Raw genomic sequence first — 26,647 nt, 5'->3', positions numbered from 1 at the left:
CCTCAGTCCGAGAAGGCCTCGGCGACCAGCTGCCGCTGCTCGACGTCGTGCACCTTGGCCGAGCCCACGGCGGGGCTGGCCGAGGCCCGGCGGCTGACCCGGCGCAGGGTCCGCCCGTCGAGGTGCTCGGGCAGGTTGATCGCCATGAACTGCCAGGCGCCCATGTTCGCCGGCTCCTCCTGCACCCAGACCAGGTCCGCGGCGTTCGGGTACTTCGCGAGCTCGGCGCGGATCTGCTCGGCGGGCAGCGGGTAGAGCTGCTCGACGCGCACGATGGCGGTGTCGGCGGTGCCCTCGTTCTCCCGCTGCGCCATCAGGTCGTAGGCGACCTTGCCGCTGCACAGGAGCACCCGGCGCACGGCGGCGGCGTCGAGCGGCTCGCCGCCCACACCCGGGTCGGGCAGCACCGGCCGGAAGCCCTGCTCGGTGAAGTCCTCGAGCTGGCTGACCGCCACCTTGGCCCGCAGCAGCGACTTCGGCGTGAACACGACCAGCGGCCGGTGCACGTCCGACAGCGCCTGGCGGCGCAGCAGGTGGAAGTGGTTGGCCGGCGTCGTGCAGTTGGCGACCGTCATGTTGTTCTCGGCGCACAGCTGCAGGAACCGCTCGATCCGGCCGCTGGAGTGGTCCGGACCCTGGCCCTCGAGGCCGTGCGGCAGCAGCAGGACGACGCCGGAGCGCTGCCCCCACTTGGCCTCGCCGGAGCTGATGAACTCGTCGATGACCATCTGGGCGCCGTCGACGAAGTCACCGAACTGCGCCTCCCAGAGCACGAGCGCCTTGGGGTTGGCCACCGAGTAGCCGTACTCGAAGCCGAGCGCCGCGTACTCCGACAGCAGCGAGTCGTAGACGAAGAACTTCGCCTGGTCGTCGGAGAGGTTGGCCAGCGGCGTGTACTCGGCGGCGTTGTCGCGGTCGATCAGAACCGCGTGGCGCTGCACGAACGTGCCGCGGCGCGAGTCCTGGCCGGCCAGGCGCACCGGCACGCCCTCCATGAGCAGCGAGCCGAAGGCCAGCAGCTCGCCCATCGCCCAGTCGACGTTGCCCTCGCTGGTCATCGCGGCCCGGCGCTCGAGCATCTTCTGCAGCTTCGGGTGCGGGTGGAAGTCCTGCGGGAACGAGACGTGCGCGTCGCCGATGGTCTTGAGGACCTCCCGGGTGATCGCCGTCCGCACCGTGGACTCCTGCGCCGTCCGCGGGTCCATGACCGGCTCGGGCTTGGAGGCGTCCTTCGCGTCGTGGGTCTCGGCGAAGGCGCGCTCCAGCTGGTCGCGGTAGTCCTTGAGGGCCTCCTCGGCCTCCTGGAGCGTGATGTCGCCGCGGCCGACCAGCGCCTCGGTGTACAGCTTCCGGACCGAGCGCTTGCGGTCGATGATGTCGTACATCAGCGGCTGGGTCATCGACGGGTCGTCGCCCTCGTTGTGCCCGCGGCGGCGGTAGCAGACGAGGTCGATGACGACGTCCTTCTTGAACTCCTGCCGGTACTCGACCGCCAGCCGCGCCACCCGGACGCAGGCCTCGGGGTCGTCGCCGTTCACGTGGAAGATCGGCGCGTTGACCATCCGGGCCACGTCGGTCGAGTAGAGGCTCGACCGCGCCGCGGCCGGGCTCGTGGTGAAGCCGACCTGGTTGTTGACGACGACGTGCACGGTGCCGCCGGTGCGGTAGCCGCGCAGCTGCGAGAGGTTCAGCGTCTCCTGGACGACGCCCTGGCCGGCGAACGCGGAGTCGCCGTGCAGCAGGACGGGCAGCACGGTGAAGCCGCGGTCGCCCTTGTCGATCATGTCCTGCTTGGCGCGGACGACGCCCTCGAGCACGGGGTTGACCGTCTCCAGGTGCGAGGGGTTGCTGGCCAGCGAGACCGAGATCTGCGCGCCGTCCGTGAACGGGTTCTCGAAGGTGCCGTTCGCGCCCAGGTGGTACTTGACGTCGCCGGAGCCCTGGACGGTGCCGGGGTCGATGTTGCCCTCGAACTCGCCGAAGATCTTCGAGTAGCTCTTGCCCAGCACGTTGGCGAGCACGTTGAGCCGGCCGCGGTGCGGCATGCCGATCGCGACCTCGTCCAGGCCGTGGTCGGTGCCGGCGATGAGGACCTCGTCCAGGACCGGGATCAGCGACTCGCCGCCCTCGAGCGAGAACCGCTTCTGGCCGACGTACTTCGTCTGCAGGAAGGTCTCGAAGGCCTCGGCGGCGTTCAGCCGGCCCAGGATGTGCTTCTGCTTGTCGCGGTCGGGCTGCTCGGCCTTGAGCTCGACCCGCTTCTGGAGCCACTGGCGCTCCTCGGGGTCGGTGATGTGCATGTACTCCACGCCGACCGTGCGGCAGTAGGAGTTGCGCAGCACGCCGAGGATGTCGCGCAGCGGCATGACCTGCTCGCCGGCGAACCCGCCGACCGGGAAGGTCCGGTCGAGGTCCCACAGGGTCAGCCCGTGCTGGAGGATGTCCAGGTCGGGGTGGCTGCGGACCTTGAACTCGAGCGGGTCGGTGTCGGCCATGAGGTGGCCGTTGCGCCGGTAGGCCTCGATGACCTCGATGACCCGGGCTTCCTTGTCGATCTGCCCCTCGCGGCTGACCCGCACGTCCGGCATCCAGCGCACCGGCTCGTAGGGGATGCGCAGCGAGCGGAAGACCTCGTCGTAGAAGCCGTCCTCGCCGAGCAGCAGGGAGTGCAGCTTGCGCAGGAAGTCGCCGGACTCGGCGCCCTGGATGATACGGTGGTCGTAGGTCGAGGTGAGCGTGATGATCTTCGAGATGCCCATCTCGGTGAGCGCCTCGGGGCTCATCCCCTGGAACTCGGCGGGGTACTCCATCGCCCCGACGCCGATGATCGCGCCCTGCCCGGCGGTGAGCCGCGGCACCGAGTGGTTGGTGCCGATCGTGCCCGGGTTGGTGAGGCTGATCGTGGTGCCGGTGAAGTCCTCCATCGTCAGCTTGTTGTTGCGGGCCCGACGGATGATGTCCTCGTAGGCGGCCCAGAACTGGGCGAAGTCCATCTCCTCGGCGGCCTTGATGCTGGCGACCACGAGCGACCGGGAGCCGTCGGGCTTGGGCAGGTCGATGGCCAGGCCGAAGTTGACGTGCTCCGGCTGCACCAGGGTGGGCTTGCCGTCGACCTCGGCGAAGGCGCTGTTCATGTTCGGGAACGAGTCCAGCGCCCGGACCAGCGCGTAGCCGATGAGGTGCGTGAAGGACACCTTGCCGCCGCGGGAGCGGGTCAGGTGGTTGTTGATGACGATGCGGTTGTCGGCCAGGAGCTTGGCCGGGACCGCCCGCACGCTCGTCGCCGTCGGCACGGTGAGCGAGGCGTTCATGTTCTTGACGACCGCGGCGGCGGCACCGCGCAGCGGCGACTGCGTGCCGCCGGCGGGCGCGGCCGGCTTCGGCGCAGGCTTGGCCGCGGGGGCGGCGGGCTGCTGCTGGTCGGTCCGGTCGGCGGCGCGGTTGACCACGGTTCCCTCGGACTGGGGCTCGACGCGCGTCGAGCGCGCGGGGGTGGACGGGGCGGCAGGCGCGGCCTGCGGGGCGGGCGCCGGAGCGGCCGGCGCCTTCGGTGCGGGGGCGGCGGCCGCGGGCTTGGCGTCGGCCGTCGTGCTGCGGGCCCCGCCGTCGACCGGGCTGCCCGGCCGGTAGTCGGCGAAGAACTCGTGCCAGGCCTGGTCCACGCTGGACGGGTCGGCGAGGTACTGCTGGTACATCTCCTCGACCAGCCACTCGTTGGCGCCGAAGCCGGCCACGGGGGAGTTGGAGGAGGACGGCCGGGGGGAGCTCACGCTTGACACGGGGTCGAGTGCCTTCTTCGTCTGTGGACGGGGTCTGGACCAGTGATCGAGTCTACGCCCGCGGCCCCGGTCCGACCCGGCGCCACGGGAGGCGGCGGCCGGGTGTGAGCCGTGACTCGCACCGCGCCGCCGGGAGGGTCAGTCGGTGGCCCCCCGGGTGACGAGCAGCTCGGCGATCGCGTCGTGCGCACCCGCCGCGTCCGCCGCACCGCCGCGCGCCCGCGCAGCGGCGACACGGGCGATGTCGAGGGCGCTCGCGCCGTCGTTCGTCGTGGCGTTCACATCGGCCCCCGCGTCGAGCAGGAGCCGCACGATCTCGGCCGCGGCGTCGCCCGCCGCGGCCGCGACGGCGGCGTGCAGCGGGGTGCGGCCGGTGGCCGCGTCGCGGCGGTCGGCGTCCGCACCGGAGTCCAGGAGCAGCCCCACCACCTCCCGCCGGCCGGCGCCGGCGGCGGCGTGCAGCGCGCCGGAATCGGTGTCGGCGCCCCGCTCGAGCAGGAGCTGCGCGGTCCGCGCGGCCCCGCCCAGCGCGGCCCAGGACAGCAGGTCCAGGCCGGCGGAGGTCGCGTCGACCGCCCCGCCGTCGTCGAGGGCCGCGGCCAGCCGGTCGGCGTCGTCGAGGTAGGCGGCGCTCGGCGCGTCGACGTCGGCGCCCAGCTCGACGAGCACCGGCACCAGCTCCGGGGCGAGCTCGAGCGCGACGTGCAGCGGCGTGTCACCGTGCTCGGTCCGTGCGCCGAGGTCGGCCCCGGCCGACACCAGCTGCCGCACGATCCCGGGGCGGGACTCCGCGACGGCGACGTGCAGCGGGGTCCAGCCGTCCTGGCCGGCCCGCTCCACCGTGGCGGTGAGCAGCCGGGGGAAGGCCTCGACGGCGGCGCCGACGGCCTCGGCGTCGCCGTCGGCGATCAGCCGGCAGAGGCGCTGGGCGGTCATGCGGGTGGTCACGCGGGAGTCCCCCGTTTCGCGGGCGGTCGGGCGGTCGGCCGGGCGCGGCACCGCGCCCGGCCGCTCACACGACGTCGCGCCGGACGGCGAGCAGCGTGCCGAGCAGCGCCGCCACCAGACCGTAACCGAGCAGCAGGAGGCCGCCCTGCCAGGCCTGGAGCAGCTCCGGGCCCTCGAAGGTCGCCGTCAGGGCTTCCAGGGCACCGCCGGGCATCCACTTGTACGCCCCGGCGGTCGCCGGCACCGAGCGGATGATCGGCTCGACGACGAACAGGTAGACCAGCCCGCCGACGATGGCCCCGACCTGGTTGCGCAGCAGCGCGCCCAGCCCGACGCCGATGACCGAGTAGATGATCAGCGCCAGCCAGGAGCTGGCCATCGTCTCGACGTTGTCCGCGTTCAACGCCGGTGCCGAGCCGAGGGCCCCGGCGTGGATGGCCACGACGACGTAGTTGACGACCACGACCACCAGCGCGAACGCCGCCCCCGCCAGCGCGTAGGCGATCAGCTTGGCGATGACGACCTGGCCCCGCTTGGGGGTGGTCAGGAAGGTCGGCGTGGCGGTCCGGTGCCGGTACTCCTGGGTCATCCCGATGATGCCGAGGATGAGGAACAGGATGTTCGCGTTGGCCGCCGTGGACAGCGCCAGGTCGTCGTAGGCGGCGGTGCCCACCTCGGGGATGCCGGACTCCGGGTCGCCGGCGAACGCGGTGAAGAAGACGGCGAAGGCGGCCACCATCACGACGGCGCCGAGGAGGAGCCCCAGCCAGACCTTCGTGGTGAAGAGCTTGGTCAGCTCGGCGCGGACGAGCCGGATCATCGGGTGCCCCCCTGGGAGGTCGCGCCGGCCGCCGGTGCGGCGAACTGCTCCTGGCCGGCGGTGAGCTGGAAGTAGATCTCCTCGAGGCCGCTGGTGTGCGCCCGGAGCTCGTGCAGCTCCACCCCGGCGGTGAAGGCCCGGTGCCCGATGTCGGCGGGGGAGCGGCCGGTCACGGTCAGGCTGCCGCCGCCGTCGAGGGCGACCTCGGCCCCCTCGGCGCGCAGCAGCTCGGCGAGCCGGTCGGCCTCCGGGCTGCGGACGAGCACCGTGCCGCCCTGCGCGGCACCCGCGCGGAGGTCGGCCATCGAGCCCTCGCGCACGAGCCGGCCGGCGCCGACGATGACCACGCGGTCGACCGTCTGCTCGACCTCGGACAGCAGGTGGCTGGACACCAGCACGGTGCGGCCCTGGTCGTGGGCCAGGTGGCGCAGGAAGCCGCGCAGCCACTGGATGCCCTCGGGGTCCAGCCCGTTGGCCGGCTCGTCGAGGACGAGCACCGCCGGGTCGCCCAGCAGCGCGGTGGCCAGGGCCAGGCGCTGCCGCATGCCCAGCGAGTAGCCGCCCGCGCGCCGCCCGGCGGCATCGCTCAGCCCCACCTGCACGAGCACCTCGTCGGCGCGCGACAGGGGCAGCCCGGCCGCCCGGCAGTAGACGCGCAGGTGGTTGCGCGCTGACCGGGCCGGGTGGAACGCGGTCTCGAGCACCGCGCCCACGGTCCGCGTCGGGGCCGGCAGCGCCGTGTACGGCGTGCCGTTGAAGGTGGCGGTGCCGGCATCGGGGTTGATCAGCCCCAGGACCATGCGCAGCGTGGTGGTCTTCCCGGCGCCGTTCGGGCCCAGGAAGCCGGTCACCTGGCCGGGTTCGACGGTGAAGCCGAGGTCGGAGACCGCGCGCACGGCCCCGAAGGACTTGGTGAGTCCGCTGACCTCGACCCGCACGGGTCCGGTGGCCGCGGTGGTTGCGCTGGAAATGGCGCTCTCCTCGTCGTCGGGCGGGTCGGGACCATCCAAGCGCACCCGACCCCGCAGGTGGGAGCCATTTCCGGTCCGGGCGCGCCGCCCCGGCGGTCAGCCGTGCGCGACGGTCCGCGGCAGCACGCGGCCGACGACGGCCGCGACGAGGCCGGCGACGACGACGGTGACCAGCGCGAGGCGCAGGCTGGTCGCGTCGGCCAGCACGCCGATCAGCGGCGGGACGACGAGGAACCCCAGCCGGAGCAGCAGGTTGACGACTGCCAGACCCACCCCCGGCCGGAGGCCCGGCAGCTCGTCGGCGGCGTGGTAGACCGCCGGGATCAGCGTGGCGACGCCGAGACCGGCCAGCGCGAAGCCGACCAGGGTGAGCGGGACGGAGGGCAGCGCCAGAGCGGCACCGAGCCCCGCGGCCGCGAGCAGGCCGCCGATGCGCACCACGCGGCGCTGCCCGAAGCGGTCGACGGCGCGGTCGCCGGTGAACCGGCCGACGGTCATGGCCAGCGAGAGCGCCACGAAGGCCAGCCCGGCGGTGGCCGGGCCGGCGTCCAGCTCGTCGCGCAGGTAGAGCGCGCTCCACGAGCTGCCCGCGTCCTCGACGAAGGCCCCGCAGGCGGCCAGCACGCCCAGCAGGGCCATGCCGGTGACGACGACGGCCCGTGTCGGCGGCACGATCGCCCGGGTCGTCTCGTCGGCGGGGATGTCGGGGCGGTCGTCCTCGTCCGGGCCCGGCAGCAGGAACCGGGTGCCGAGCAGCGCCGTGGTGCCGAAGACCAGCGCGACCACGCCCAGGTGCAGCGACAGCGGGATCCCGAGCCCGGCCGCCGCGGCACCGAGGAGCCCGCCCGCCACCGACCCGACGCTCCAGAGGCCGTGGAAGGCGTTGAGGATCGACCGGCCGTAGCGCCGCTGGACCCGCAGGCCCTGGGCGTTCATGGCGACGTCGACGCTGGCGTCGACAGCGCCGGCCACGAGCAGGGCGCCGGCCAGCACGCCCCAGTGCGGCGCCGAGGCGGCCGCCCAGATGGCTGCGGCGAGCACGGCCAGGCCGGTGCTGGCCACCCGTGCCGACCCGAGCCGGCGGATCACCGGTGCCACGGCGAGCCCCGCGAGCAGCGCGCCGAGGGGCTGGGCGGCCAGCGCGGTGCCCAGCGCGGAGTTGCTCAGCCCGAGCTCCGCCTTGATCTCCGGCAGCCGGGGGATGAGGTCGGCGTAGAGCACGGCGTTGAAGAAGAAGCAGGCGCCGACCGCCGCGCGGGCGCGGCGCAGCGCCGCGTCCGGGGCGATGGTGCTGGTCGGGGGCATGCGGCGGCGTCCTGTCGCGATCGGCACGGGGGTGGCGGGGGTCCATGATCTCCGGGTGACCCCCGGCACACGGTCACATAGAGTGCGCGCCGTGAGCGACAGCGCGAACGCCTACCGGACGGTCGTCGTCGGCACCGACGGCTCGGAGTCCTCGCTCCGGGCGGTCGCCCGGGCCGGCGCCCTGGCCGGCGCCTGCGGGGCCACCCTCGTCATCGCCTGCGCGTACCTGCCCGCCGACGCCGACGACCGCGAGCTGACGCGGGCCCAGGACGCCCTGGGCGACGAGGCCTACCAGGTGATGGGCTCGCACCCGGCCGAGGACACCGTCCGCACCGCCGCCGAGCGCGCCGCGAAGGCCGGGGCGGGGGACGTGCGCACGGTCGCGGTCCAGGGTTCCCCGGTGGAGGCCCTCCTCGACGTCGTCCGCCGGGAGGACGCCGACCTGCTCGTCGTCGGCAACCGCGGGCTGGCCGGGATCAAGGGCCGGCTGCTCGGCTCCGTCCCGGCCGACGCCACCCGCCGCTCGACCTGCGACGTGCTCGTCGTGCACACCACGGGCTGACGCGGGGCGCAGGCGTGGACGAGCCCGGCGAGGTCCCGGCCGGGGACGCCCGGGAGGCGCTGGAACGGCTGCTGCTCGACGGGCCGCGCCGGTACACCCGGCTGCAGGTGGCGCAGCGGGCCGGCATGCCGCCCGAGCGCACCCAGCGGCTGTGGCGGGCCCTCGGTTTCCCCGACGCCGCGGACGACGACCCGGCGTTCACCGACGCCGACGTCCAGGCGCTGGCGGTCCTGTCGACGCTGATCGACTCCGGGTTCGTCGATCCCGCGACCGAGGCCTCGATCGCCCGCGCGATGGGGCAGTCGCTGTCCCGGCTGGCCGACTGGCAGACCGACATGCTCGCCGACGCCCTCGGGCGCGGCGGGGACCGGACGCGGGCCTCGACCGAGGACGCCGTGGCCGCGGCGCGTGCCCTGCTACCGGCCCTGCGGGAGGTGCAGGACTACGTGTGGCGCCGGCACCTCGCGGCCAACGCCGACCGGCTGCTCTCCGCGGTCGGCCCCGGCGACCGGCGGGAGCTGGCGGTCGGCTTCGCCGACCTGGTCGGCTACACCTCCCGCAGCCGCGGCATGGGCGGCCGCGAGCTCGGCGCCATGGTCGAGGACTTCGAGGCCATCGCCACCGAGGTCATCGCCCGCCACCACGGCCGGGTCGTCAAGACGGTCGGGGACGGCGTCCTGTTCACCGCGACCTCCGCGGTCGACGCCGCCGAGATCGGGCTGGCGCTCCCGGACGCGTGGAACGCCGACGACCGGCCGAAGCTGCGGGTCGGGGCCGCCTACGGCCCGGTCCTGACCCGGCTCGGCGACGTCTACTCACCGGTGGTCAACCTGGCCAGCCGGCTCACGTCGCTGGCGCGGCCGGGCGCGCTGCTCGTCGACCGCGACCTCGCCCAGCGGCTGCGCGAGCTCCCCGAGTACCGGGTGCGGCCGCTGCGCCGGGTGTCGGTGCGCGGCTACGACCACCTCCAGCCGTGGCTGGTGCGCCGCCGGCGGACCGACGCCGACGTCTCGCCGGAGCACTACGAGGACGCCGACTTCGACGACGAGACCGGCGAGGAGCCCTCCGGGAACTGAGTTGCCCGCGGTGGCAGGCTGGTCCCTCGTGAGTGCCACCCTCGTCGCCCGCGGCCTGGCCGCCGGGCACGGCGCCCGCGTCCTGTTCTCCGATCTCGACCTCGTGGTCGCCCCGGGCGACGTCGTGGGCCTGGTCGGGGTCAACGGCGCCGGCAAGTCCACCCTGCTGCGCACCCTGGCCGGGGACCTCCCCGCCGAGTCCGGCAGCGTGACGGTCAGCCCGCCCACGGCAACCCTCGGGTACCTGCCGCAGGAGCACGAGCGGCGGCCGGGGGAGACGGTGCTCGCCGCACTGGCGCGCCGCACCGGTGTCGCGCAGGCGCAGGCGGCGCTCGACGAGGCGACCGAGCGGCTGAGCGCGGGGGAGGACGGCGCGGACGACGCCTACGGCGACGCCCTGGAGCGCTGGCTGGCCCTCGGCGGGGCGGACCTCGACGAGCGCGCCGCGGAGGTCGTCGCCCAGGTGGCGCCCGGGGTGGCGCTCGACGCGGGGATGACCGGGCTGTCCGGTGGCCAGGCGGCGCGGGTCGGGCTGGCCTCGCTGCTGCTGTCCCGGTACGACCTGCTGCTCCTCGACGAGCCCACCAACGACCTCGACCTCGCCGGGCTGGACCAGCTCGAGCGCTTCGTCACCGGCGCGCGGTCGGGCATCGTCGTGGTCAGCCACGACCGCGAGTTCCTGTCCCGGACGGTGACCCGCGTCGTCGAGCTCGACCTCGCCCAGCAGCTGGTCCGCGTCGTCGACGGCGGCTACGAGGCCTACCTGGCCGAGCGGGAGGTGGCCCGGCGGCACGCGCGCGAGGAGTACGAGGAGTTCGCCGAGACCAGGGCCGGCCTCGAGGCGCGGGCGCGGATGCAGCGGAACTGGCTGGCCAAGGGCGTGCGCGACTCGATCAAGAAGTCCAAGGACGGCGACAAGCACATCCGGGCGCACAACCGGGCGTCGTCGGAGAAGCAGGGCGCCAAGGCCAAGCAGACCGAGCGGATGATCGAACGGCTCGAGGTGGTGGAGGAGCCACGCAAGGAGTGGGAGCTGCGGATGGAGATCGCCGCCGCCCCGCGGGCCGGTGCCGTGGTGGCCGCCCTGCGCGGCGCCGTCGTCCGCCGGGGCGGCTTCACCCTCGGCCCGGTGGACCTGCAGGTCGACTGGGGCGACCGGGTGGCGATCACCGGCGCCAACGGGTCGGGCAAGTCCACCCTGCTCGCCGCGCTCCTGGGCCGTGCCGAGCTCGACGAGGGCACCGCGTCGCTCGGGCCCTCGGTGCGGATCGGCGAGATCGACCAGGCGCGGTCGCGGTTCTTCGGCCCGGAGCAGCTGGTGGACGCCTTCGGCGCGGAGGTGCCGGACTGGCCGACGGCGGAGGTCCGCACGCTGCTGGCCAAGTTCGGGCTGACGCACGAGCACGTGCTCCGCCCCGCGGAGACGCTGTCGCCGGGCGAGCGCACCCGGGCGGCCCTGGCGCTGCTCCAGGCGCGGGGGATCAACGTGCTGGTCCTCGACGAGCCGACCAACCACCTCGACCTGCCGGCGATCGAGCAGCTCGAGCAGGCGCTGGGCGGCTACACCGGGACGCTGCTGCTGGTCACGCACGACCGCCGGATGCTCGACGCCGTGCACACCACCCGGCGGCTCGAGGTCGTCGACGGGACGGTCACCGAGCGCTGACCTCGGCTAGGTTCGGGCGGTGACCGATCGGACGATCCTGGACCTGTTCCGCCTCGACGGGAAGGTCGCCGTCGTGACCGGCGCGTCCTCCGGGCTGGGGGCGGTGTTCGCCCGGACCCTCGCCGAGGCCGGTGCCGACGTCGTCCTCGGCGCCCGCCGCACCGACAAGCTCGCCGAGACGCAGCGCGCGGTGGAGGCGACCGGCTGCCGGGCGATCGCGGTGCGCACCGACGTCGCCGTCCCCGAGGACTGCCAGGCGCTGGTCGACGCCGCGATGGCCGAGTTCGGGCGGGTCGACGTCCTGGTCAACAACGCCGGCATCGGCACCGCCGTCCCGGCCACCCGCGAGACGCCCGAGCAGTTCCGGTCGGTCATCGACGTCAACCTCAACGGCTGCTACTGGATGGCCCAGGCGTGCGCGCGGGTCATGCAGCCGGGCAGCTCGATCGTGAACATCTCCAGCATCCTGGGGCTGACCACCGCCGGTCTGCCGCAGGCCGCGTACGCCGCGAGCAAGGCGGGCCTGATCGGGCTCACGCGGGACCTGGCGCAGCAGTGGACCGGCCGCAAGGGCATCCGGGTGAACGCGCTGGCGCCCGGGTTCTTCGCGTCGGAGATGACCGAGCAGTACCCCGAGGGCTACCTGGAGCAGCAGATGGGCCGCGTCCTCGTGGGCCGGGCCGGCGATCCGGTGGAGCTCGCCGCCGCGCTGGTCTTCCTGGTGAGCGACGCCGGCGGCTACGTCACCGGGACGACGATCCCGGTCGAGGGCGGGCTGCTCACCAGCTGAGCTGCCCCGGCGCTAGCGTGCCGGCCGTGCGCGAGCAGCTGGACGAGCGGTTCCCGGGCAGCACGCTGGACCCCGAGGTCTGGTTCCCCTGGTACCTGCCGCACTGGAGCTCCCGCGCGGAGTCGGCGGCGACGTACGACGTCCGCGACGGCGAGCTGCACCTCACCATCCCCCCGGACCAGCCGCTGTGGTGCTCCGAGCTGCACGACGAGCCGCTGCGGGTCTCCTGCGTGCAGTCCGGCTCCGCGCCGGGGCAGCAGCCGTTCGCCGACGGGCTGGTCGTGCGCGAGCAGCACCCGCCGTTCCGGGGGTACACGCCGCGGTACGGCCGGGTCGAGGTCCGCATGCGCGGGGTGGTGGACGCCGGCTCGATGGTGGCGTTCTGGATGTCGGGGATCGAGGACGTCCCCGAGCACTCGGGCGAGATCTGCGTGGCGGAGATCTTCGGGGACGCGGTGCGGCCGGGGTCGGCCGAGGTCGGCATGGGGGTCAAGGCGTTCCGGGACCCGGGGCTGCGCCAGGACTTCGTGGCGCCACGTCTGGACCTCGACGTCGCCCGGTTCCACGACTACGCCGTGGAGTGGGCGCCGGGCTCCCTGGCGTTCCGCGTCGACGGCGCCGTCGTCCGCACCCTGGACCAGGCCCCCGGCTACCCCGTCCAGCTGATGATCGGCGTCTTCGACTTCCCGGCCCGCGCCGGCGGGCGGGAGCCCGGGTTCGTGCCGGAGCTGGTCGTCGCGTCGGTCCGCGGGACCCCGGCCGTGGGCTGAGCGGCCGTCAGCGGGGCTCGAGCACGAGCACCGGCGTCTCGGTGGCACGGTTGCCCGCGTAGGCGTCGAAGTCCCCGTTGACCGCCACCCACCGCGCCCAGAGCCGGTCCCGCTCCGCGCCGGTGGCGATCCGGGCGCGCACGGGTCGCGGCTCCCGGCCCGACAGCCGAACCACCGCGTCGGGGTGCGCCTGCAGGTTGAGCGCCCACGCCGGGTGGCCCTCCTGCCACCCGTTCATGGCGACCAGCACGAGGTCGGGCCCGTCCTCGAGGTAGGCCACGATGACGTCGCGCTGCTGACCGGTCCGCCGGCCGGTGGTCGTCAGGCGCAGGGCGCCCCAGCCCCGCTTGTTCGCGGGCGTCCAGAGGAACCGTCCGCCGCTGAGCCGGTGCAGGGCGCGGTGGACCCGCCACGCGGTGCGCACGAACCACGTCGGCGGTATCCGAGGCGGTCGTCCCGGAGCGTCCACGACCGGCATCGTGGCAGGCCGGACGCGGTCAGCGGGCCTCGGCGCCCGCGATCAGCGCGGTGATGCGGTCGATCAGCTGCGGCCACAGCGCGCGCGGGAGGTCGTGGCCCATGCCGTCGACCACGAGCAGCTCCGCGCCCGGGATGGCCGCCGCGGTCGCCCGCCCGCCGCTGACCTGCACCAGCGGGTCCTGCTCCCCGTGGATCACCAGGGCGGGCACGTCGAGCTTGCCGAGGTCCGGCGTGCGGTCGGCGCAGGTGAGGATCGCGGTCAGCTGCCGCGCCACGCCGGCCGGGTCGTAGGCCCGGTCGAACGACAGCCCGGCGCGGGCACGGACGTCGTCCTCTGCGAACTCGAAGCCGGGCGAGCCGATGACCCGGTAGGTGTCGACGACGCGCTGGACCGCCGCCTCGCGGTCGCCGGCCGGGGGAGCGAGCAGCACCGCCAGCGCCGACTCGGCCGGTGCGCCGACCGAGGGGTCGCCGGTGGTGGACATGATCGAGGTGAGGCTGCGGACGCGCTCCGGGTGCCGGATGGCGACCAGCTGGGCGATCATCCCGCCCATCGAGGCGCCCACGACGTGCACGCTGCCGAGACCCAGGACGTCCAGCAGCCCGGCCGTGTCGTCGGCGAGGTCGTCGAGGCCGTAGGCGATGCCGCTCCGGTCGCCGCCCAGCACGGACATGATGTCCGGGGCGCCGGCCTCGTGGACGTGCGTGGACAGCCCGATGTCGCGGTTGTCGAAGCGGACGACGAACAGGCCGCGCTCGACCAGCCCGGCGCAGAACTCGTCGGGCCAGCCGATCATCTGGGTGGCCAGCCCCATCACCAGGAGCACCGGCGGGTCCGCGGGATCGCCGAAGGTCTCGTAGGCCAGCTCGATGTCGCCGACGGACGCCGTCCTGATGCCGCTGCTCTGCATGCCGCGGACGCTAACCCAGGCCGCTGAGACGCCGATCACGGCCTCCGGTCACCACGACGGCACCGACCCGTCCGGCGAGATGAACTCGAGGCAGTTGCCCACGGGGTCGTCGGCGTAGAACCGCCGGTGGCCGGGGAAGCCGGCGTCCCAGACGACCGGGACGCCGGCTGCGGACATCCGCTCGGCCAGCCCGTCGAGGTCCCGCACCCGGATCCCGGGATGGGCCTTGCGCGCCGGCCGGAAGTCCGGCTCCACCCCCAGGTGCAGCTCCAGGCCGTCGGCGCGGACCCAGAACCCGCCCCGCGCCGCCAGCGCAGGCGGCTTCGCCAGCTCGACCATCCCGAGCAGGTCGACGTAGAAGGGGCGGCACAGGTCCTCCGCGCCCGGGGGGATGGCCAGCAGCACGTGGTGGAGGCTGTACCCGGAGGCGGAGCGGTGATCGGGCCCGTAGCCCTGCGGCGAGGTCACCCATCCGACCCTAGCCAGGGCCGGAACCCGGCCGGGGTCGGAGCCCCCGGCCGGGGTCCCGCTCAGCCGTGCACGGCCGCGGCGATCGCCTCCGGCATCGAGGTGGGGGCGCGGCCGAGCAGGCGGGCCAGGTCGTCGCTGCCGGCGTCCAGCTCCCCGGCGGCCAGGCCGCGGTCGCCGTCGGCGAGCACCTCGGCGACCGGCTCGGGGAGGCCGGCGCCGACCAGGACCTGGACCAGCTGCTCGACCGGGACGTCGGTGTAGCTGACCTCGCGGCCCGTGGCGTCGGAGACCGCGGCGGCCAGCTCGGTCATCGTGAACGGGGCGCCACCGAGCTCGTAGACCTCGCCGGCGTGCCCGTCGGTGGCGAGGACGGCGGCCGCGGCCTCGGCGTAGTCGGCCCGCGTGGCCGCGCTGACCCGGCCGGAGCCGGCGGCCCCGACGATGCCGTGCTCGAGGTAGGTCGGCAGCTGGCCGGTGTAGTTCTCCAGGTACCAGCTGTTGCGCAGCAGCACGTGCGGGACGCCGGAGCCGCGGAGCAGCTCCTCGGTCGCCCGGTGCTCCTCGGCCAGCCGCAGGGACGAGCTGTCCGCGCGGGTGATGCTCGTGTACGCGACGAGCCGCACCCCGGCGGCCCGGGCGGCGTCCACCGCGTTGCGGTGCTGGGGGATCCGCCGGCCGGCCTCGCTGCCGGAGACGAGCAGCAGCTTCTCGGCGCCGGCGAAGGCCTCCGCCAGCGACGCGGGGTCGTCGTAGTCGGCCCGGCGCACGGTCACGCCCCGCTCGCGCAGGTCGGCCAGGGTCTCCACGCGCCGTCCGGTGGCGACGAGCCGGTCGGCGGGGACGCCGCGGCGCAGCAGGGACTCGACGGCGAGCCGGCCCAGGTGGCCGGTGGCTCCGGTGACGACGATCGACATGGGTGCTCCTGCTCGGCTCCGGCCGCGACCTTCGCGGCTCCGAAGGCGGCAACCCGGAACACCGGGCTGCCACTTCCCGTTGGAGAGCAGGCACTTCGAAGTGCGGTAGGTAACCCGAGGAGAGTGACCAGGTGAGACCCGATCCCTACACCGCTGCATGCCCCAGCCGCCAGGTGCTCGACCGGATCGGGGACCGCTGGACGGTCCTGCTGCTCGGCGAGCTCACCGGCGGGCCGCGCCGGTTCACCGAGCTCGGCCGGCGGGTGGAGGGCATCAGCCAGAAGATGCTCACCCAGACGCTGCGCGGCCTGGAGCGCGACGGCCTGGTGACCCGGACGGTGCACGCCACGGTGCCGGTGCGGGTGGACTACGAGCTGACCGACCTGGGCCGGACGCTGTCGGCGCCGATCGCCGCGCTGGAGGCGTGGGCGCGCGACCACATCGAGGACGTGGTGGCGGCGCGGTCGCGCTACGACGAGCGGGAGGGCTGACGGCCCGGGACCCGCGGCCGTGCGGTGGAAGGGTGCCCCCGGCAGGATTCGAACCTGCGCACCCGCCTCCGGAGGGCGGTGCTCTATCCCCTGAGCTACGGGGGCTCGTCGTGGTGGGGCGTCGAAGAAGTTACCAGCCCGCTCCGGGAGTCCTGACGGCGGTGGTCACGGAGCCGGCAGCGGGGTGCCGCCGCGCGCGGTGAGCATGTCGGTCATCGTGCTCACCTCGTAGCTCTGCGAGTCCTCGATGCTCTGCGCGAGGTCCCGGACCGCCTGGAGCTCGGCGTGCTCGGCGGCGTACTGCGCCATGTCGAAGCCGCCCTGGTGGTGCCGGATCATCAGGCGGAGGAACTCGACGTCGAACGCGGTCCCGGTGAGGCCGCGCAGGTTCGCCAGCTCGTCCTCGGTGGCCATGCCGGGCATGAGCGCACCCGAGGCCGCGTCCATGCCGGCCATGTCGTGGCCGTGCCCGGCGTCGCCCATCCACGCCATCGTGTCCCCGCCCGACAGCGGGATGCCCCACAGGGCCAGCCAGCCCTGCATGCGGCCGGCCTGGTTGGTCTGCGTCGCGGAGATGTCGAAGGCGATCGACTCGACCTCCGGGTCGTCGCTGCGCTCGGCGACCAGGTTGGCCATCTCCACGCCCTGCAGGTGGTGCACCGACATGTCCAGGGCGAACCCGGCGTCCACCGAGTCCGCGGCGGGGGTGACCGGCACGCGGTCGACGGCGACCGCCACCGCGACGGCCAGCCCGCCGCCGATGAGCATCAGGCCCACGGCGATCACCGCCAGCAGCGCGGTGCGCAGCGGCGATCGGGACGCCGCGGGGTCGAGGGGGGTCGGGTCAGCCGTTCTGCTCGCCGCCCTCGGTCATGTCGCCGTCGACGGGCGCGTCACCCTCGCCCGGGGCAGTGGTGCTCGGGGTGCCGGCCAGCTGCGGGCTGGCGAGGAAGTCGGGCCGCTCGCAGGTCGCGCCGGGCTCGGGGAAGTCGCCGGACTTGAAGGTCATCAGGTCGGCGAACTGCTTCAGCCGCACGTCGTCGGCGCTGTCGACCTTCAGCTGGTCGCCCCACGACTGGATGCTGATCGGGGAGTCGAGGCCGACGTAGGGCGACATCATCCGGCCGTTCTCGCCCTCGACGAGCTCGGCGAGGGTGTCGATGTCGGCGTCGGACACCTCGTCGGGGTTGTAGGTGATCCACACCGCGCCGTGCTCGAGGCCGTGGACGGCGTTCTCGTGCCGGATGTCGACGTCGTAGACCGTGCCCGTGCAGTCGGCCCAGACCGGGTCGTGCGGACCGCCCACCGGCGGGGACTGCTCGTAGTCGACGGTCGTCGTGACGTGGTCGCCGCCCGGGTAGTCGTAGGTCTGGACGCCCTCGATCTCGTCGGCGGACTCGACCTTGTCGGCGTTGGCCTCGTTCACCTGGACGACGGCGTAGGTGATGACCGCGGCGGCGAACACGACGACCGCCAGCGCGCCGGCGATCAGCCCCCAGGGGCGCTTCTGGGCGTTGGCCACGACCGTCGTCGGGGGACGCGTGCGCCCACCCTTGCCGCGGTTGCCCGCCCCTCCGGATCCGGACCTCGAGGCGCCGCCGCGCGGGCGGGCGTCGTCGGGCTTGCGGTCCTTGGCCAAGGCCACTCCTCGGGGTGCGGGTGCGCGGAACGGCCGCGAGTCTAGGTCGCGAACCTGGACGGGCCCTGGGAAGCGGGGCGGGGCGGGCAAAGCCGGTTGGGCCGGTCAGTACGCTCGTGCGGTGACACCGGAGCAGCTGCAGGACGTCGTTCGTACCGCCCTGGGCGCGGTCGTCGAGCGAGGCGAGCTGCCCGTCGAGGTACCCGCCGAGGTCGTGATCGAGCGGCCGAAGAACCCCGAGCACGGCGACTACGCCACCAACGTCGCCCTCCGGCTGGCCAAGCCGGCCGGCCGCCCGCCGCGCGAGGTCGCCGAGCTGCTCGCCGGTGAGCTCCGGGCGCACGACGGCATCGCGCGGGTCGACATCGCCGGCCCCGGCTTCCTCAACATCACCCTCGCGCAGGGCGCGCTCGGCAAGATCGCCGTCGACGCGGTGACGGCAGGGGACGCCTACGGCCGCACCACCGCCCTGGCGGGTCAGCGGCTGAACCTCGAGTTCGTCTCCGCCAACCCGACCGGCCCCGTGCACATCGGCGGCACCCGCTGGGCCGCCGTCGGTGACGCGCTCGGCCGGCTGCTGTCGGCCAGCGGCGCCGAGGTCACCCGCGAGTACTACCTCAACGACGCGGGCGCGCAGATCGACCGGTTCGCCCAGAGCCTGCAGGCGGCCGCCACCGGCGGCGAGGTGCCCGAGGGCGGCTACGCGGGCAGCTACATCGCCGAGATCGCCGGCCAGGTCGTGGCCGCCGAGCCCGGCCTGCTCGACCGGCCGGCCGAGGCGCAGCTGCCGGTCTTCCGCGCCAAGGGCGTCGAGCTCATGGTGGCCGAGATCCGCAGCACGATGGAGTCCTTCGGCGTCCACTTCGACGTCTGGTTCTCCGAGACCTCGCTGCACCGGAGCGGCGCGGTCGAGAAGGCCGTGGCCACGCTCCGCGAGCAGGGGCACGTCTTCGAGGCCGACGGCGCCGTCTGGCTGCGGACCACGGACTTCGGCGACGACAAGGACCGGGTGCTGGTCAAGGCCGACGGCGAGGTGACCTACTTCGCCGCCGACTGCGCCTACTACCTGGACAAGCGGGCCCGCGGCTTCGACAAGGTCGTGATCATGCTGGGCGCCGACCACACCGGCTACGTCGGCCGGTACAAGGCGCTGGTCGCGGCGGCCGGGGACGACCCGGCCACGCACCTGGAGATCCTCATCGGCCAGCTGGTCAACCTGCTGCGCGACGGCGAGCCGGTGCGGATGAGCAAGCGCGCCGGCACCATCGTGGTGCTCGAGGACCTGGTCGACGCGATCGGCGCGGACGCCGCCCGGTACGTGCTGGCCCGGGCCTCGGTCGACCAGCAGATCGACATCGACCTCGACCTGTGGACGCGCAAGACCAACGACAACCCCGTCTTCTACGTCCAGTACGCCCACGCCCGCATCTCCTCGGTGCTGCGCAACGCCGCCGACCTCGGCCTCCACCTGGGCGAGGCCGCGGACGTCGACGTCGCCTCGCTGGTGCACGAGCGCGAGAACGACCTGCTCCGCGCGATCGGCGAGTTCCCCCGGGTCCTCACCGCCGCCGCCGAGCTGCGCGCCCCGCACCGCGTGGCCCGCTACATCGAGGAGCTGGCCGGGACCTACCACCGGTTCTACGACGCCTGCCGCGTGCTGCCCCGGGGGGACGAGGAGGCGACGTCGCTGACCACCGCGCGGCTCTGGCTGTGCGCCGCCACGGCGACGGTGCTCCGCAACGGCCTGGCCGTCCTCGGCGTGACCGCCCCGGAGCGGATGTGAGGGCGCACCCGGCGGGGCCGCTGCACGGGAACATCACCCAGCCCTCGCCTGCCGGCGCCCCGCCCCAGGACCTGGGGGCGCTCGACCCGCACGTCTGGCCGCGCTCGGCCCGGCGGGTCGACGGCGAGCTGCACCTCGGCGGCCGGCCGGTCACCGAGCTGGCCCGGGCGCACGGCACGCCGCTGTTCGTGCTGGACGAGGAGGACTTCCGCGGCCGGGCCGCGGAGTTCGCCGGCGCCTTCACCGACGCCGACGTGCACTACGCCTCCAAGGCCTTCCTCTGCGGGCAGGTGGCCCGCTGGATCGCCGCCGACGGCCTGCACCTGGACGCCTGCAGCGGCAACGAGCTCGCCGTGGCGCTGGCTGCCGGCTTCCCGGCCGAGCGGATCGCGCTGCACGGCAACAACAAGTCGCTGCTCGAGCTGCAGGCGGCCGTCGACGCCGGCATCGGCCGGATCGTGCTGGACTCCTTCGACGAGATCGACCGGCTCGTGCCGCTCGCCGAGGCCCGCGTGGCGGCCGGCGGTGCCCCGGTGCCGGTGCTCATCCGCTCCACGGTCGGCATCGAGGCGCACACCCACGAGTTCATCGCCACCGCGCACGAGGACCAGAAGTTCGGCTTCTCGCTGGCCACCGGCGATGCGCTGACCGCGGCGGTCCGGGTCATCCGCGAGCCGTCGCTGCTGCTGGCCGGGCTGCACAGCCACATCGGCTCGCAGATCTTCGACACCGCCGGCTTCGAGGCCGCCGCGCACCGCGTCGTCGGCCTGCTGGCCCAGGTGCACCAGGCGACGGGGGAGGTGCTCGGCGAGCTCAACCTCGGCGGCGGGTTCGGCATCGCCTACCTCCCCGAGGACGACCCGGTGACGCCGGCCGACGTCGCCACCCGGCTGCGCGCCGTCGTCGAGGCCGAGTGCGCGGCGCTCGGCCTGCCCGTGCCGCGGCTGGCGGTCGAGCCCGGCCGCGCCGTCGCCGGCCCCGGGACGGTCACGCTGTACGAGATCGGCACGATCAAGCCGGTCCGGCTGGGGTCCAGCGGCACGCCCGGGGCCCCGCTGGTGCGCAACTACGTGTCGGTCGACGGCGGGATGAGCGACAACATCCGCACCGCCCTCTACGACGCCAGCTACACCTGCGTGCTCGCCAACCGGACGTCGGACGCCCCGCCCGCGCTGTGCCGCGTCGTGGGCAAGCACTGCGAGAGCGGCGACGTCCTCGTGCGCGACCTCTGGCTGCCCTCGGACGTGCAGCCCGGCGACCTGCTGGCCGTCGCCGCGACCGGGGCCTACTGCTGGTCGATGGCGAGCAACTACAACTACCTGCTCAAGCCGCCGGTGGTCGCGGTGCGGGACGGGGAGGCGACCGAGATCGTGCGACGTCAGACACTGGCGGACGTGTTCGCCCTCGACGCCGTCCTCGCCGACGTGCCGGCCCCGTCGCCGGCCCTCGACCAGCCCGCGCCCGAGCACGCCGCGGGAGCCCGCTCGTGACCGCGCCGCTGCGGGTCGCGCTGCTGGGCTGCGGCACCGTCGGCAGCGCCGTGCTGCGCCTGGTCCGGGAGCAGGCCGGTGACCTGACCGCGCGCATCGGCCGGCCGGTCGAGATCGCGGGCATCGCCGTCCGCCGTCCCGACCACCACCCCGACGTGCCGCAGGAGCTGCTGACCACCGACGCGCTCGGCTTGGTCACCCGCGACGACGTCGACCTGGTCGTCGAGGTCATCGGCGGCATCGAGCCGGCCCGCACGCTGCTGTACGCGGCGTTCGAGCACGGCAAGTCGGTGGTGAGCGCGAACAAGGCGCTGCTGGCCGAGGACGGCCCCGGCCTGCACGCCGCCGCGGCCAAGGCCGGCGTCGACCTCTACTACGAGGCCGCCGTGGCCGGGGCGATCCCGCTGCTGCGCCCGCTGCGCGAGTCGCTGGCCGGTGACCAGCTGCGCCGGGTGGTCGGCATCGTCAACGGCACGACCAACTTCATCCTGTCCCGCATGGTCGAGACCGGGGGCGGGTTCGCCGAGGCGCTGGCCGAGGCCACCGAGCTCGGCTACGCCGAGGCCGACCCGACCGCCGACGTCGACGGTTTCGACGCCGCGGCCAAGGCGGCGATCCTCGCCTCCCTGGCCTTCCACACCCCGGTGTCGTCGGCCGACGTGTACCGCGAGGGCATCTCCGCGGTCACCGCCACCGACGTCGCCCGCGCCGCCGAGATCGGCTGCACGGTCAAGCTGCTGGCCATCTGCGAGCGGGTGCCCAACGGCGGCGGCGAGGACACCGTCGCCGTGCGGGTGCACCCGGCGATGATCCCGACGACGCACCCGCTGGCCTCCGTCGGCGGTGCGTTCAACGCCGTCTTCGTCGAGGCGGAGGCCGCCGGGCAGCTGATGTTCTACGGCCAGGGCGCCGGGGGAGAGCCGACCGCCAGCGCCGTCCTCGGCGACCTCGTCGCGGTGGCCCGCAACCGGGTGGCCGGCGCCTCCGGGCAGGGACCCAGCGGCTACGCCGACCTCGCCGTCCGGCCCATGGCCGAGACCCCCACGCGCTACCACGTCAGCCTCGACGTCGCGGACAAGCCGGGCGTCCTGGCCGCCGTCGCGCAGGAGTTCGCCCGCCACGAGGTGAGCATCTCCACCGTCCGGCAGACCGGCCGGGGCGACGCCGCGACGCTGGTCATCGTCACGCACAGCGCCCCCGATGCCGCGCTGTCCGCCACCATCTCCGCGCTGCGCGACATGCCGGCGGTCCGGGGGGTCACCAGCGTCCTGCGCGTGGAGGGGTTGTCATGACGGTGTCGTCGCGGGTCTCGCCCGGCTGGCCCGGGCTCATCGAGGCCTACCGCTCCCGGCTGCCGGTCAGCGAGACGACGCCGGTCGTCACGCTGCAGGAGGGCAACACCCCGCTGCTGCCGGCGCCCGAGCTGTCCCGGCGCACGGGGTGCGAGGTCTACCTCAAGGTCGAGGGCCTGAACCCGACCGGGTCCTTCAAGGACCGGGGCATGACGATGGCCATCACCAAGGCCGTCGAGGAGGGGTCGAAGGCGGTCATCTGCGCCTCGACCGGGAACACCAGCGCCAGCGCCGCCGCCTACGCCGCCCGGGCCGGGCTCACCTGCGCCGTCCTCGTGCCGCAGGGCAAGATCGCGATGGGCAAGCTGGCCCAGGCGCTCGTGCACGGGGCCCAGCTGCTGCAGGTCGACGGCAACTTCGACGACTGCCTCGCGCTGGCCAGCAAGCTCGCCATCGACTACCCGGTGAGCCTGGTCAACAGCGTCAACCAGTTCCGGATCGAGGGGCAGAAGACCGCCTCGTTCGAGATCGTCGACGTGCTCGGCGACGCCCCCGACATCCACTGCCTGCCGGTCGGCAACGCCGGCAACATCACCGCCTACTGGCAGGGCTACCGCGAGTACGCCGCCGACGGCACGGCGACGCGGACCCCGCGCATGTGGGGCTTCCAGGCGGCCGGGTCGGCGCCGATCGTGAACGGGAGGGTCGTCGAGCGCCCGGAGACGATCGCCACCGCGATCCGGATCGGCAACCCGGCGTCCTGGACCAAGGCGTTGGCCGCCCGCGACGAGTCCGGCGGCCGGATCGACGCCGTCACCGACCGCGCGATCCTCGCCGCCTACCGGCTGCTGGCCCGCAGCGAGGCCGTCTTCGTCGAGCCGGCGTCGGCGGCGTCCGTGGCCGGTCTCCTGCAGGTCGCCGCGGCCGGGGAGCTCGAGCCCGGGCAGACCGTGGTCTGCACCGTCACCGGCAACGGGCTCAAGGACCCGGAGTGGGCCATCTCCGGCGCGCCCGCCCCGGTGACCGTGCCGGTCGACGCCGCGGTGGCCGCGGCCCAGCTGGGCCTGTGACGCCGTTCCCGGCGGACCGGGTGCGCATCCGGGTCCCCGCGACCAGCGCCAACCTGGGGCCGGCGTTCGACTGCGGCGGCCTGGCCCTGGCCTGCCACGACACCCTCGAGTTCTCCCTGCTCGAGCGCGGATCGCTGGAGATCGTCGTGCACGGGGAGGGGGCCGGCGCGCTGGCCTGCGACGAGACCCACCTCGTCGCCCGCGCCTTCCACGCCGGCTGTGCGGAGCTCGGCTGGGACGCCCCCGGGCTGCGGATCGAGGCCGACAACGGCATCCCGCAGGGGCGGGGGATGGGTTCCTCCGCGGCCGCCGTCGTCGCGGGTCTGCTGGCGGCCTGGGCGCTGTGCCCGGACGTCGACGCGGTCGACGGCGACGCCGTGCTCCGCCTCGCCGACGCGATGGAGGGCCACCCCGACAACGTGGCCGCCTGCCTGCTCGGCGGCGCCACCCTCTCCTGGGCGGACCGGCACGGGGCCGTGGCCGAGCGGCTGGAGGTGTCCGACGAGGTGCTGCCCGTCGTCCTCGTGCCGGAGACGGTGCTCCCGACGCACGTGGCCCGGACCCTGCTGCCGGACCAGGTGCCGCACGCCGACGCGGCGTTCAACGCCGGTCGCGCCGCGCTGCTCGTGCACGCGCTGACCAGCGCGCCGGAGCTGCTGCTGGCCGCGACCGAGGACCGGCTGCACCAGCGGCAGCGGGCCGCTGCGATGCCGGCTTCACTCGCGCTGATCGACCGGCTGCGCGACGCCGGGCACGCGGCGGTGGTCTCCGGCGCGGGACCCAGCGTGCTCGTGCTGACCCGGCGGCACCCCGATGACCCGGCGGGCGACCCGGCGCAGGCGGTGCGCGTCCACGAGGTCGCGGCACTGGTCCCGGACGGCTGGCGCGTGCTCCCGCTCGACGTGGACGCCACTGGGGCCCGGGTGTTGCCTGTGACCCCGCAGGTATCGTCTCGGTAACGGGGAACACGCTGGGAACCACCGGTGTTGTCTGGCCTGTGAGCTGCGTCTAGGCTCATCGGCGTAGCCGCCCACTCGGGCGAGCCTCGCGCGGGGCCGAAGCAGACGATCTCTCTTCGCCGCTGATCCGCCCCGCATCTCTCGACCTGTTCCCCCTCCTTTCCCGCCCCCGGGCCGGAAGCGACGGGGACCGGGGACCCCCTGCGCTGGAACGCGCAGGTCACCGCAGGGAAGGACCTGTACGTGAGTGAAACCACCGACCTCGTCGAGACCGGCGCCGCCGGTCCGGACGAGGCAGCTGCCGCTTCTGGGTCGGCGGGTCGCCCCCGCCGCCGCGGCAACGGGCTGTCCGGGATGCTGCTGCCCGAGCTGCAGCGCCTCGCGGCCGAACTCGGCATCGCCGGCACCGCCCGCATGCGCAAGGGCGACCTCGTCGCCGCCATCTCCGCGCGCCAGGTGGGCGAGGGCGCAGCCGCCCCCGCGCCGCGCGCCGAGAAGCAGGACGACGCCGCCGACGACGCCCGTGGCGTCGCCGCGACCGCGGCGCCGCTCGAGGCCCCGATCACCGGAGGCGCCAACGGCGGCCCCGTGACCGCCGCGCCGACCCGCACCCGGCGCGGCGCCAGCCGCCCGGCCGGGTCGCCGACCCCCGACGCCCAGCCCGCCGCCGAGCCGGCCGTCGAGGCGCCGGCCGCCTCCGCTCCGGCCGAGACCGAGCAGCGCGACGGCGAGCAGCAGGACGGCGACCGCCCGCAGCGCAACCGCGACCGCAACCGCAACCGCGGCGACCGGGACGGCGCCGACCGCGCCGAGCGCGGCAACCGCGACGGCCAGGCGCGTGACGGTCAGAACCGCGACGGTCAGGCTCGTGACGGTCAGGCCCGTGACGGTCAGGGCCGCGACGGCCAGAACCGCGACGGTCAGGGCCGCGACGGCCAGAACCGCGACGGTCAGGCCCGCGACGGCCAGAACCGCGACGGCAACCGGGGTCCTGACGGCAACCGCGACCGCGGCGGCCGGCAGGAGGCCCGCAACCGCACCGACGAGCGCGGCCGGACCGACGGCCGCAACGACGTCCGGGACGACGAGGACGACGACGACTTCGAGGGCGGCCGCGGCCGCCGGGGCCGCCGCTACCGCGACCGCAACCGGCGCAACGCCGGCGGTCGCGACCGCTTCGACCAGGGCGAGCCGACCGTCAGCGAGGACGACGTCCTGCTGCCCGTCGCCGGCATCCTCGACGTGCTCGACAACTACGCGTTCGTCCGCACGTCGGGCTACCTGACCGGCCCGAACGACGTCTACGTGTCGCTGTCGCAGGTGCGCAAGCACGGGCTGCGCCGCGGTGACGCCATCACCGGCGCCGTCCGCCAGCCCCGCGAGGGCGAGCGCAAGGACAAGTACAACGCGCTGGTCCGCCTCGACACGGTCAACGGGCTGGACCCGGAGCAGGCGCGGAACCGCCCGGAGTTCACCAAGCTGACCCCGCTCTACCCGCAGGACCGCCTGCGGCTGGAGACCGAGCCGCACCTGCTGACCACCCGCGTCATCGACCTGGTCATGCCGATCGGCAAGGGCCAGCGCGCGCTGATCGTCTCGCCGCCCAAGGCCGGCAAGACGATGGTGCTGCAGTCGATCGCCAACGCGATCACGAAGAACAACCCCGAGTGCCACCTCATGGTCGTCCTCGTCGACGAGCGCCCCGAAGAGGTCACCGACATGCAGCGCTCGGTGAAGGGTGAGGTCATCGCCTCGACCTTCGACCGGCCGCCGTCGGACCACACCACGGTCGCCGAGCTCTCCATCGAGCGGGCCAAGCGCCTGGTCGAGATGGGCCACGACGTCGTCGTCCTGCTGGACTCGATCACCCGCCTGGGCCGCGCCTACAACCTGGCGGCCCCCGCCAGCGGGCGCATCCTCTCCGGTGGTGTCGACTCCACGGCGCTCTACCCGCCCAAGCGCTTCCTCGGCGCCGCGCGCAACATCGAGAACGGCGGCTCGCTCACGATCATCGCCTCGGCGCTGGTCGAGACCGGCTCCACGATGGACACGGTCATCTTCGAGGAGTTCAAGGGCACCGGGAACGCGGAGATCAAGCTCGACCGCCGGCTGGCGGACAAGCGGGTCTTCCCGGCCGTCGACGTCAACGCGTCGGGCACGCGCAAGGAGGAGATCCTCATGTCGCCCGACGAGCTGGCCATCGTCATCAAGCTGCGCCGGGTGCTCGCCGCGCTCGAGCCGCAGCAGGCGCTGGAGCTGCTGCTCGACAAGCTGAAGAAGACCCGCAACAACGTCGAGTTCCTCATGCAGATCCAGAAGACCACGCTGGGCCCCGGCCAGGAATGACCCTGGGCGGCCGGCCGGTCCCCCGATCTGGGAGACTGGTCGGCCGAGCCCCGCTGGCGCGGCCGGAAATAGCCGTCCGGTCCCCGGCGTTCACAGCACTGAACGACACAGACT

23 protein-coding genes and 1 tRNA gene are annotated in these 26,647 nt (G+C 74.3%); 12 read left to right on the top strand and 12 right to left on the bottom strand.

Going from position 1 to position 26,647, the window contains the following annotated elements; genetic code table 11:
* Positions 1-2: 2 nt before the first annotated feature.
* From DQ241_RS12970 to DQ241_RS12950, 5 genes are all read right to left on the bottom strand, one after another.
* The gene (locus DQ241_RS12970) at positions 3-3,770 is read right to left on the bottom strand and encodes a multifunctional oxoglutarate decarboxylase/oxoglutarate dehydrogenase thiamine pyrophosphate-binding subunit/dihydrolipoyllysine-residue succinyltransferase subunit (RefSeq protein ID WP_233492412.1); all 3,768 of its coding nucleotides are present in this window, start codon (positions 3,768-3,770) and stop codon (positions 3-5) included.
* 147 nt (positions 3,771-3,917) lie between these two features.
* Entirely contained in the window at positions 3,918-4,727 is an 810-nt protein-coding gene (locus DQ241_RS12965) for an ankyrin repeat domain-containing protein (RefSeq protein ID WP_113830614.1), read from the bottom strand.
* A 64-nt stretch (positions 4,728-4,791) separates the two neighbouring features.
* The gene (locus DQ241_RS12960) at positions 4,792-5,547 is read right to left on the bottom strand and encodes an ABC transporter permease (protein WP_113830613.1); all 756 of its coding nucleotides are present in this window, start codon (positions 5,545-5,547) and stop codon (positions 4,792-4,794) included.
* Positions 5,544-6,443 (bottom strand): ATP-binding cassette domain-containing protein, encoded by a 900-nt coding sequence (locus DQ241_RS12955; protein WP_113830793.1) that lies wholly within the window; start codon positions 6,441-6,443, stop codon positions 5,544-5,546. The genes DQ241_RS12960 and DQ241_RS12955 overlap by 4 nt, the downstream gene beginning before the upstream one ends.
* Before the next feature lie 171 nt (positions 6,444-6,614).
* Complete coding sequence (locus tag DQ241_RS12950) at positions 6,615-7,823, bottom strand: MFS transporter (protein ID WP_113830612.1); 1,209 nt, start codon at positions 7,821-7,823, stop codon at positions 6,615-6,617.
* 91 nt (positions 7,824-7,914) lie between these two features.
* Here DQ241_RS12950 and DQ241_RS12945 point away from each other — a divergent pair, with 91 nt between their 5' ends.
* From DQ241_RS12945 to DQ241_RS12925, 5 genes are read left to right on the top strand one after another with little or no spacing between them, the layout of a single operon-like run.
* Entirely contained in the window at positions 7,915-8,385 is a 471-nt protein-coding gene (locus DQ241_RS12945) for a universal stress protein (RefSeq protein ID WP_233492411.1), read from the top strand.
* 14 nt (positions 8,386-8,399) lie between these two features.
* The gene (locus DQ241_RS12940) at positions 8,400-9,461 is read left to right on the top strand and encodes an adenylate/guanylate cyclase domain-containing protein (protein WP_113830610.1); all 1,062 of its coding nucleotides are present in this window, start codon (positions 8,400-8,402) and stop codon (positions 9,459-9,461) included.
* Positions 9,462-9,489: 28 nt separating this feature from the next.
* A complete protein-coding gene (locus DQ241_RS12935) occupies positions 9,490-11,127 on the top strand; it encodes an ABC-F family ATP-binding cassette domain-containing protein (protein WP_113830792.1) in 1,638 nt (545 codons plus the stop codon).
* 19 nt (positions 11,128-11,146) lie between these two features.
* On the top strand, positions 11,147-11,917 hold the full coding sequence (locus DQ241_RS12930) for an SDR family NAD(P)-dependent oxidoreductase (RefSeq protein WP_113830609.1): 771 nt from the start codon (positions 11,147-11,149) through the stop codon (positions 11,915-11,917).
* A gap of 26 nt (positions 11,918-11,943) precedes the next feature.
* Positions 11,944-12,687: a glycoside hydrolase family 16 protein gene (locus DQ241_RS12925; RefSeq protein ID WP_233492410.1), complete on the top strand. Its 744-nt coding sequence runs from the start codon at positions 11,944-11,946 to the stop codon at positions 12,685-12,687.
* A 7-nt stretch (positions 12,688-12,694) separates the two neighbouring features.
* Here DQ241_RS12925 and DQ241_RS12920 read toward each other — a convergent pair whose 3' ends face one another.
* From DQ241_RS12920 to DQ241_RS12905, 4 genes are all read right to left on the bottom strand, one after another.
* On the bottom strand, positions 12,695-13,111 hold the full coding sequence (locus DQ241_RS12920; protein WP_199584490.1) for a nitroreductase/quinone reductase family protein: 417 nt from the start codon (positions 13,109-13,111) through the stop codon (positions 12,695-12,697).
* Between the two features lie 73 nt (positions 13,112-13,184).
* Positions 13,185-14,078: an alpha/beta fold hydrolase gene (locus DQ241_RS12915; protein ID WP_113830791.1), complete on the bottom strand. Its 894-nt coding sequence runs from the start codon at positions 14,076-14,078 to the stop codon at positions 13,185-13,187.
* A 48-nt stretch (positions 14,079-14,126) separates the two neighbouring features.
* On the bottom strand, positions 14,127-14,546 hold the full coding sequence (locus DQ241_RS12910) for a VOC family protein (protein ID WP_113830606.1): 420 nt from the start codon (positions 14,544-14,546) through the stop codon (positions 14,127-14,129).
* A 62-nt stretch (positions 14,547-14,608) separates the two neighbouring features.
* Positions 14,609-15,463, bottom strand: a complete 855-nt coding sequence (locus DQ241_RS12905; RefSeq protein WP_113830605.1) for an SDR family oxidoreductase — start codon at positions 15,461-15,463, stop codon at positions 14,609-14,611.
* Between the two features lie 131 nt (positions 15,464-15,594).
* Here DQ241_RS12905 and DQ241_RS12900 point away from each other — a divergent pair, with 131 nt between their 5' ends.
* Positions 15,595-15,954 (top strand): helix-turn-helix domain-containing protein, encoded by a 360-nt coding sequence (locus DQ241_RS12900; RefSeq protein WP_113830604.1) that lies wholly within the window; start codon positions 15,595-15,597, stop codon positions 15,952-15,954.
* A 33-nt stretch (positions 15,955-15,987) separates the two neighbouring features.
* On the opposite strand, the gene DQ241_RS12895 is transcribed toward DQ241_RS12900, so the two are convergent.
* The 3 genes from DQ241_RS12895 to DQ241_RS12885 all read right to left on the bottom strand — a co-directional run bounded on the left by DQ241_RS12895 (position 15,988) and on the right by DQ241_RS12885 (position 17,593).
* Positions 15,988-16,059: transfer RNA gene (locus DQ241_RS12895), tRNA-Arg, on the bottom strand.
* Between the two features lie 60 nt (positions 16,060-16,119).
* Positions 16,120-16,740, bottom strand: a complete 621-nt coding sequence (locus DQ241_RS12890; RefSeq protein ID WP_233492409.1) for a DUF305 domain-containing protein — start codon at positions 16,738-16,740, stop codon at positions 16,120-16,122.
* A 58-nt stretch (positions 16,741-16,798) separates the two neighbouring features.
* On the bottom strand, positions 16,799-17,593 hold the full coding sequence (locus tag DQ241_RS12885) for a DUF3105 domain-containing protein (protein WP_113830603.1): 795 nt from the start codon (positions 17,591-17,593) through the stop codon (positions 16,799-16,801).
* A 121-nt stretch (positions 17,594-17,714) separates the two neighbouring features.
* Here DQ241_RS12885 and argS point away from each other — a divergent pair, with 121 nt between their 5' ends.
* From argS to rho, 6 genes are all read left to right on the top strand, one after another.
* Complete coding sequence (gene argS, locus DQ241_RS12880) at positions 17,715-19,376, top strand: arginine--tRNA ligase (RefSeq protein WP_113830602.1); 1,662 nt, start codon at positions 17,715-17,717, stop codon at positions 19,374-19,376.
* On the top strand, positions 19,373-20,866 hold the full coding sequence (lysA, locus tag DQ241_RS12875; protein WP_113830601.1) for a diaminopimelate decarboxylase: 1,494 nt from the start codon (positions 19,373-19,375) through the stop codon (positions 20,864-20,866). The genes argS and lysA overlap by 4 nt, the downstream gene beginning before the upstream one ends.
* Positions 20,863-22,158 (top strand): homoserine dehydrogenase, encoded by a 1,296-nt coding sequence (locus tag DQ241_RS12870; protein ID WP_113830600.1) that lies wholly within the window; start codon positions 20,863-20,865, stop codon positions 22,156-22,158. The genes lysA and DQ241_RS12870 overlap by 4 nt, the downstream gene beginning before the upstream one ends.
* Entirely contained in the window at positions 22,155-23,228 is a 1,074-nt protein-coding gene (gene thrC / locus DQ241_RS12865) for a threonine synthase (protein ID WP_113830599.1), read from the top strand. The genes DQ241_RS12870 and thrC overlap by 4 nt, the downstream gene beginning before the upstream one ends.
* On the top strand, positions 23,225-24,187 hold the full coding sequence (gene thrB / locus DQ241_RS12860) for a homoserine kinase (RefSeq protein ID WP_113830598.1): 963 nt from the start codon (positions 23,225-23,227) through the stop codon (positions 24,185-24,187). The genes thrC and thrB overlap by 4 nt, the downstream gene beginning before the upstream one ends.
* Positions 24,188-24,541: 354 nt before the next feature.
* A complete protein-coding gene (rho, locus tag DQ241_RS12855; RefSeq protein ID WP_370444381.1) occupies positions 24,542-26,533 on the top strand; it encodes a transcription termination factor Rho in 1,992 nt (663 codons plus the stop codon).
* Positions 26,534-26,647: the final 114 nt, after the last annotated feature.

It is taken from the genome of Blastococcus sp. TF02A-30 (assembly GCF_003319185.1).
GTDB lineage: Bacteria > Actinomycetota > Actinomycetes > Mycobacteriales > Geodermatophilaceae > Blastococcus.
The sequence above is the reverse complement of the archived record's forward strand: the minus strand, read 5'-3'. Positions and strand labels throughout refer to the sequence as shown.

Excerpts from the sequence above, each read along its gene's own strand:
- DQ241_RS12960 (WP_113830613.1), bottom strand. The coding sequence starts at position 5,547 with ATGATCCGGCTCGTCCGCGCCGAGCTGACCAAGCTCTTCACCACGAAG.
- DQ241_RS12950 (WP_113830612.1), bottom strand. The coding sequence starts at position 7,823 with ATGCCCCCGACCAGCACCATCGCCCCGGACGCGGCGCTGCGCCGCGCC.
- DQ241_RS12915 (WP_113830791.1), bottom strand. The coding sequence starts at position 14,078 with ATGCAGAGCAGCGGCATCAGGACGGCGTCCGTCGGCGACATCGAGCTG.
- DQ241_RS12905 (WP_113830605.1), bottom strand. The coding sequence starts at position 15,463 with ATGTCGATCGTCGTCACCGGAGCCACCGGCCACCTGGGCCGGCTCGCC.
- thrC (WP_113830599.1), top strand. The coding sequence starts at position 22,155 with ATGACGGTGTCGTCGCGGGTCTCGCCCGGCTGGCCCGGGCTCATCGAG.
- rho (WP_370444381.1), top strand. The coding sequence starts at position 24,542 with ATGCTGCTGCCCGAGCTGCAGCGCCTCGCGGCCGAACTCGGCATCGCC.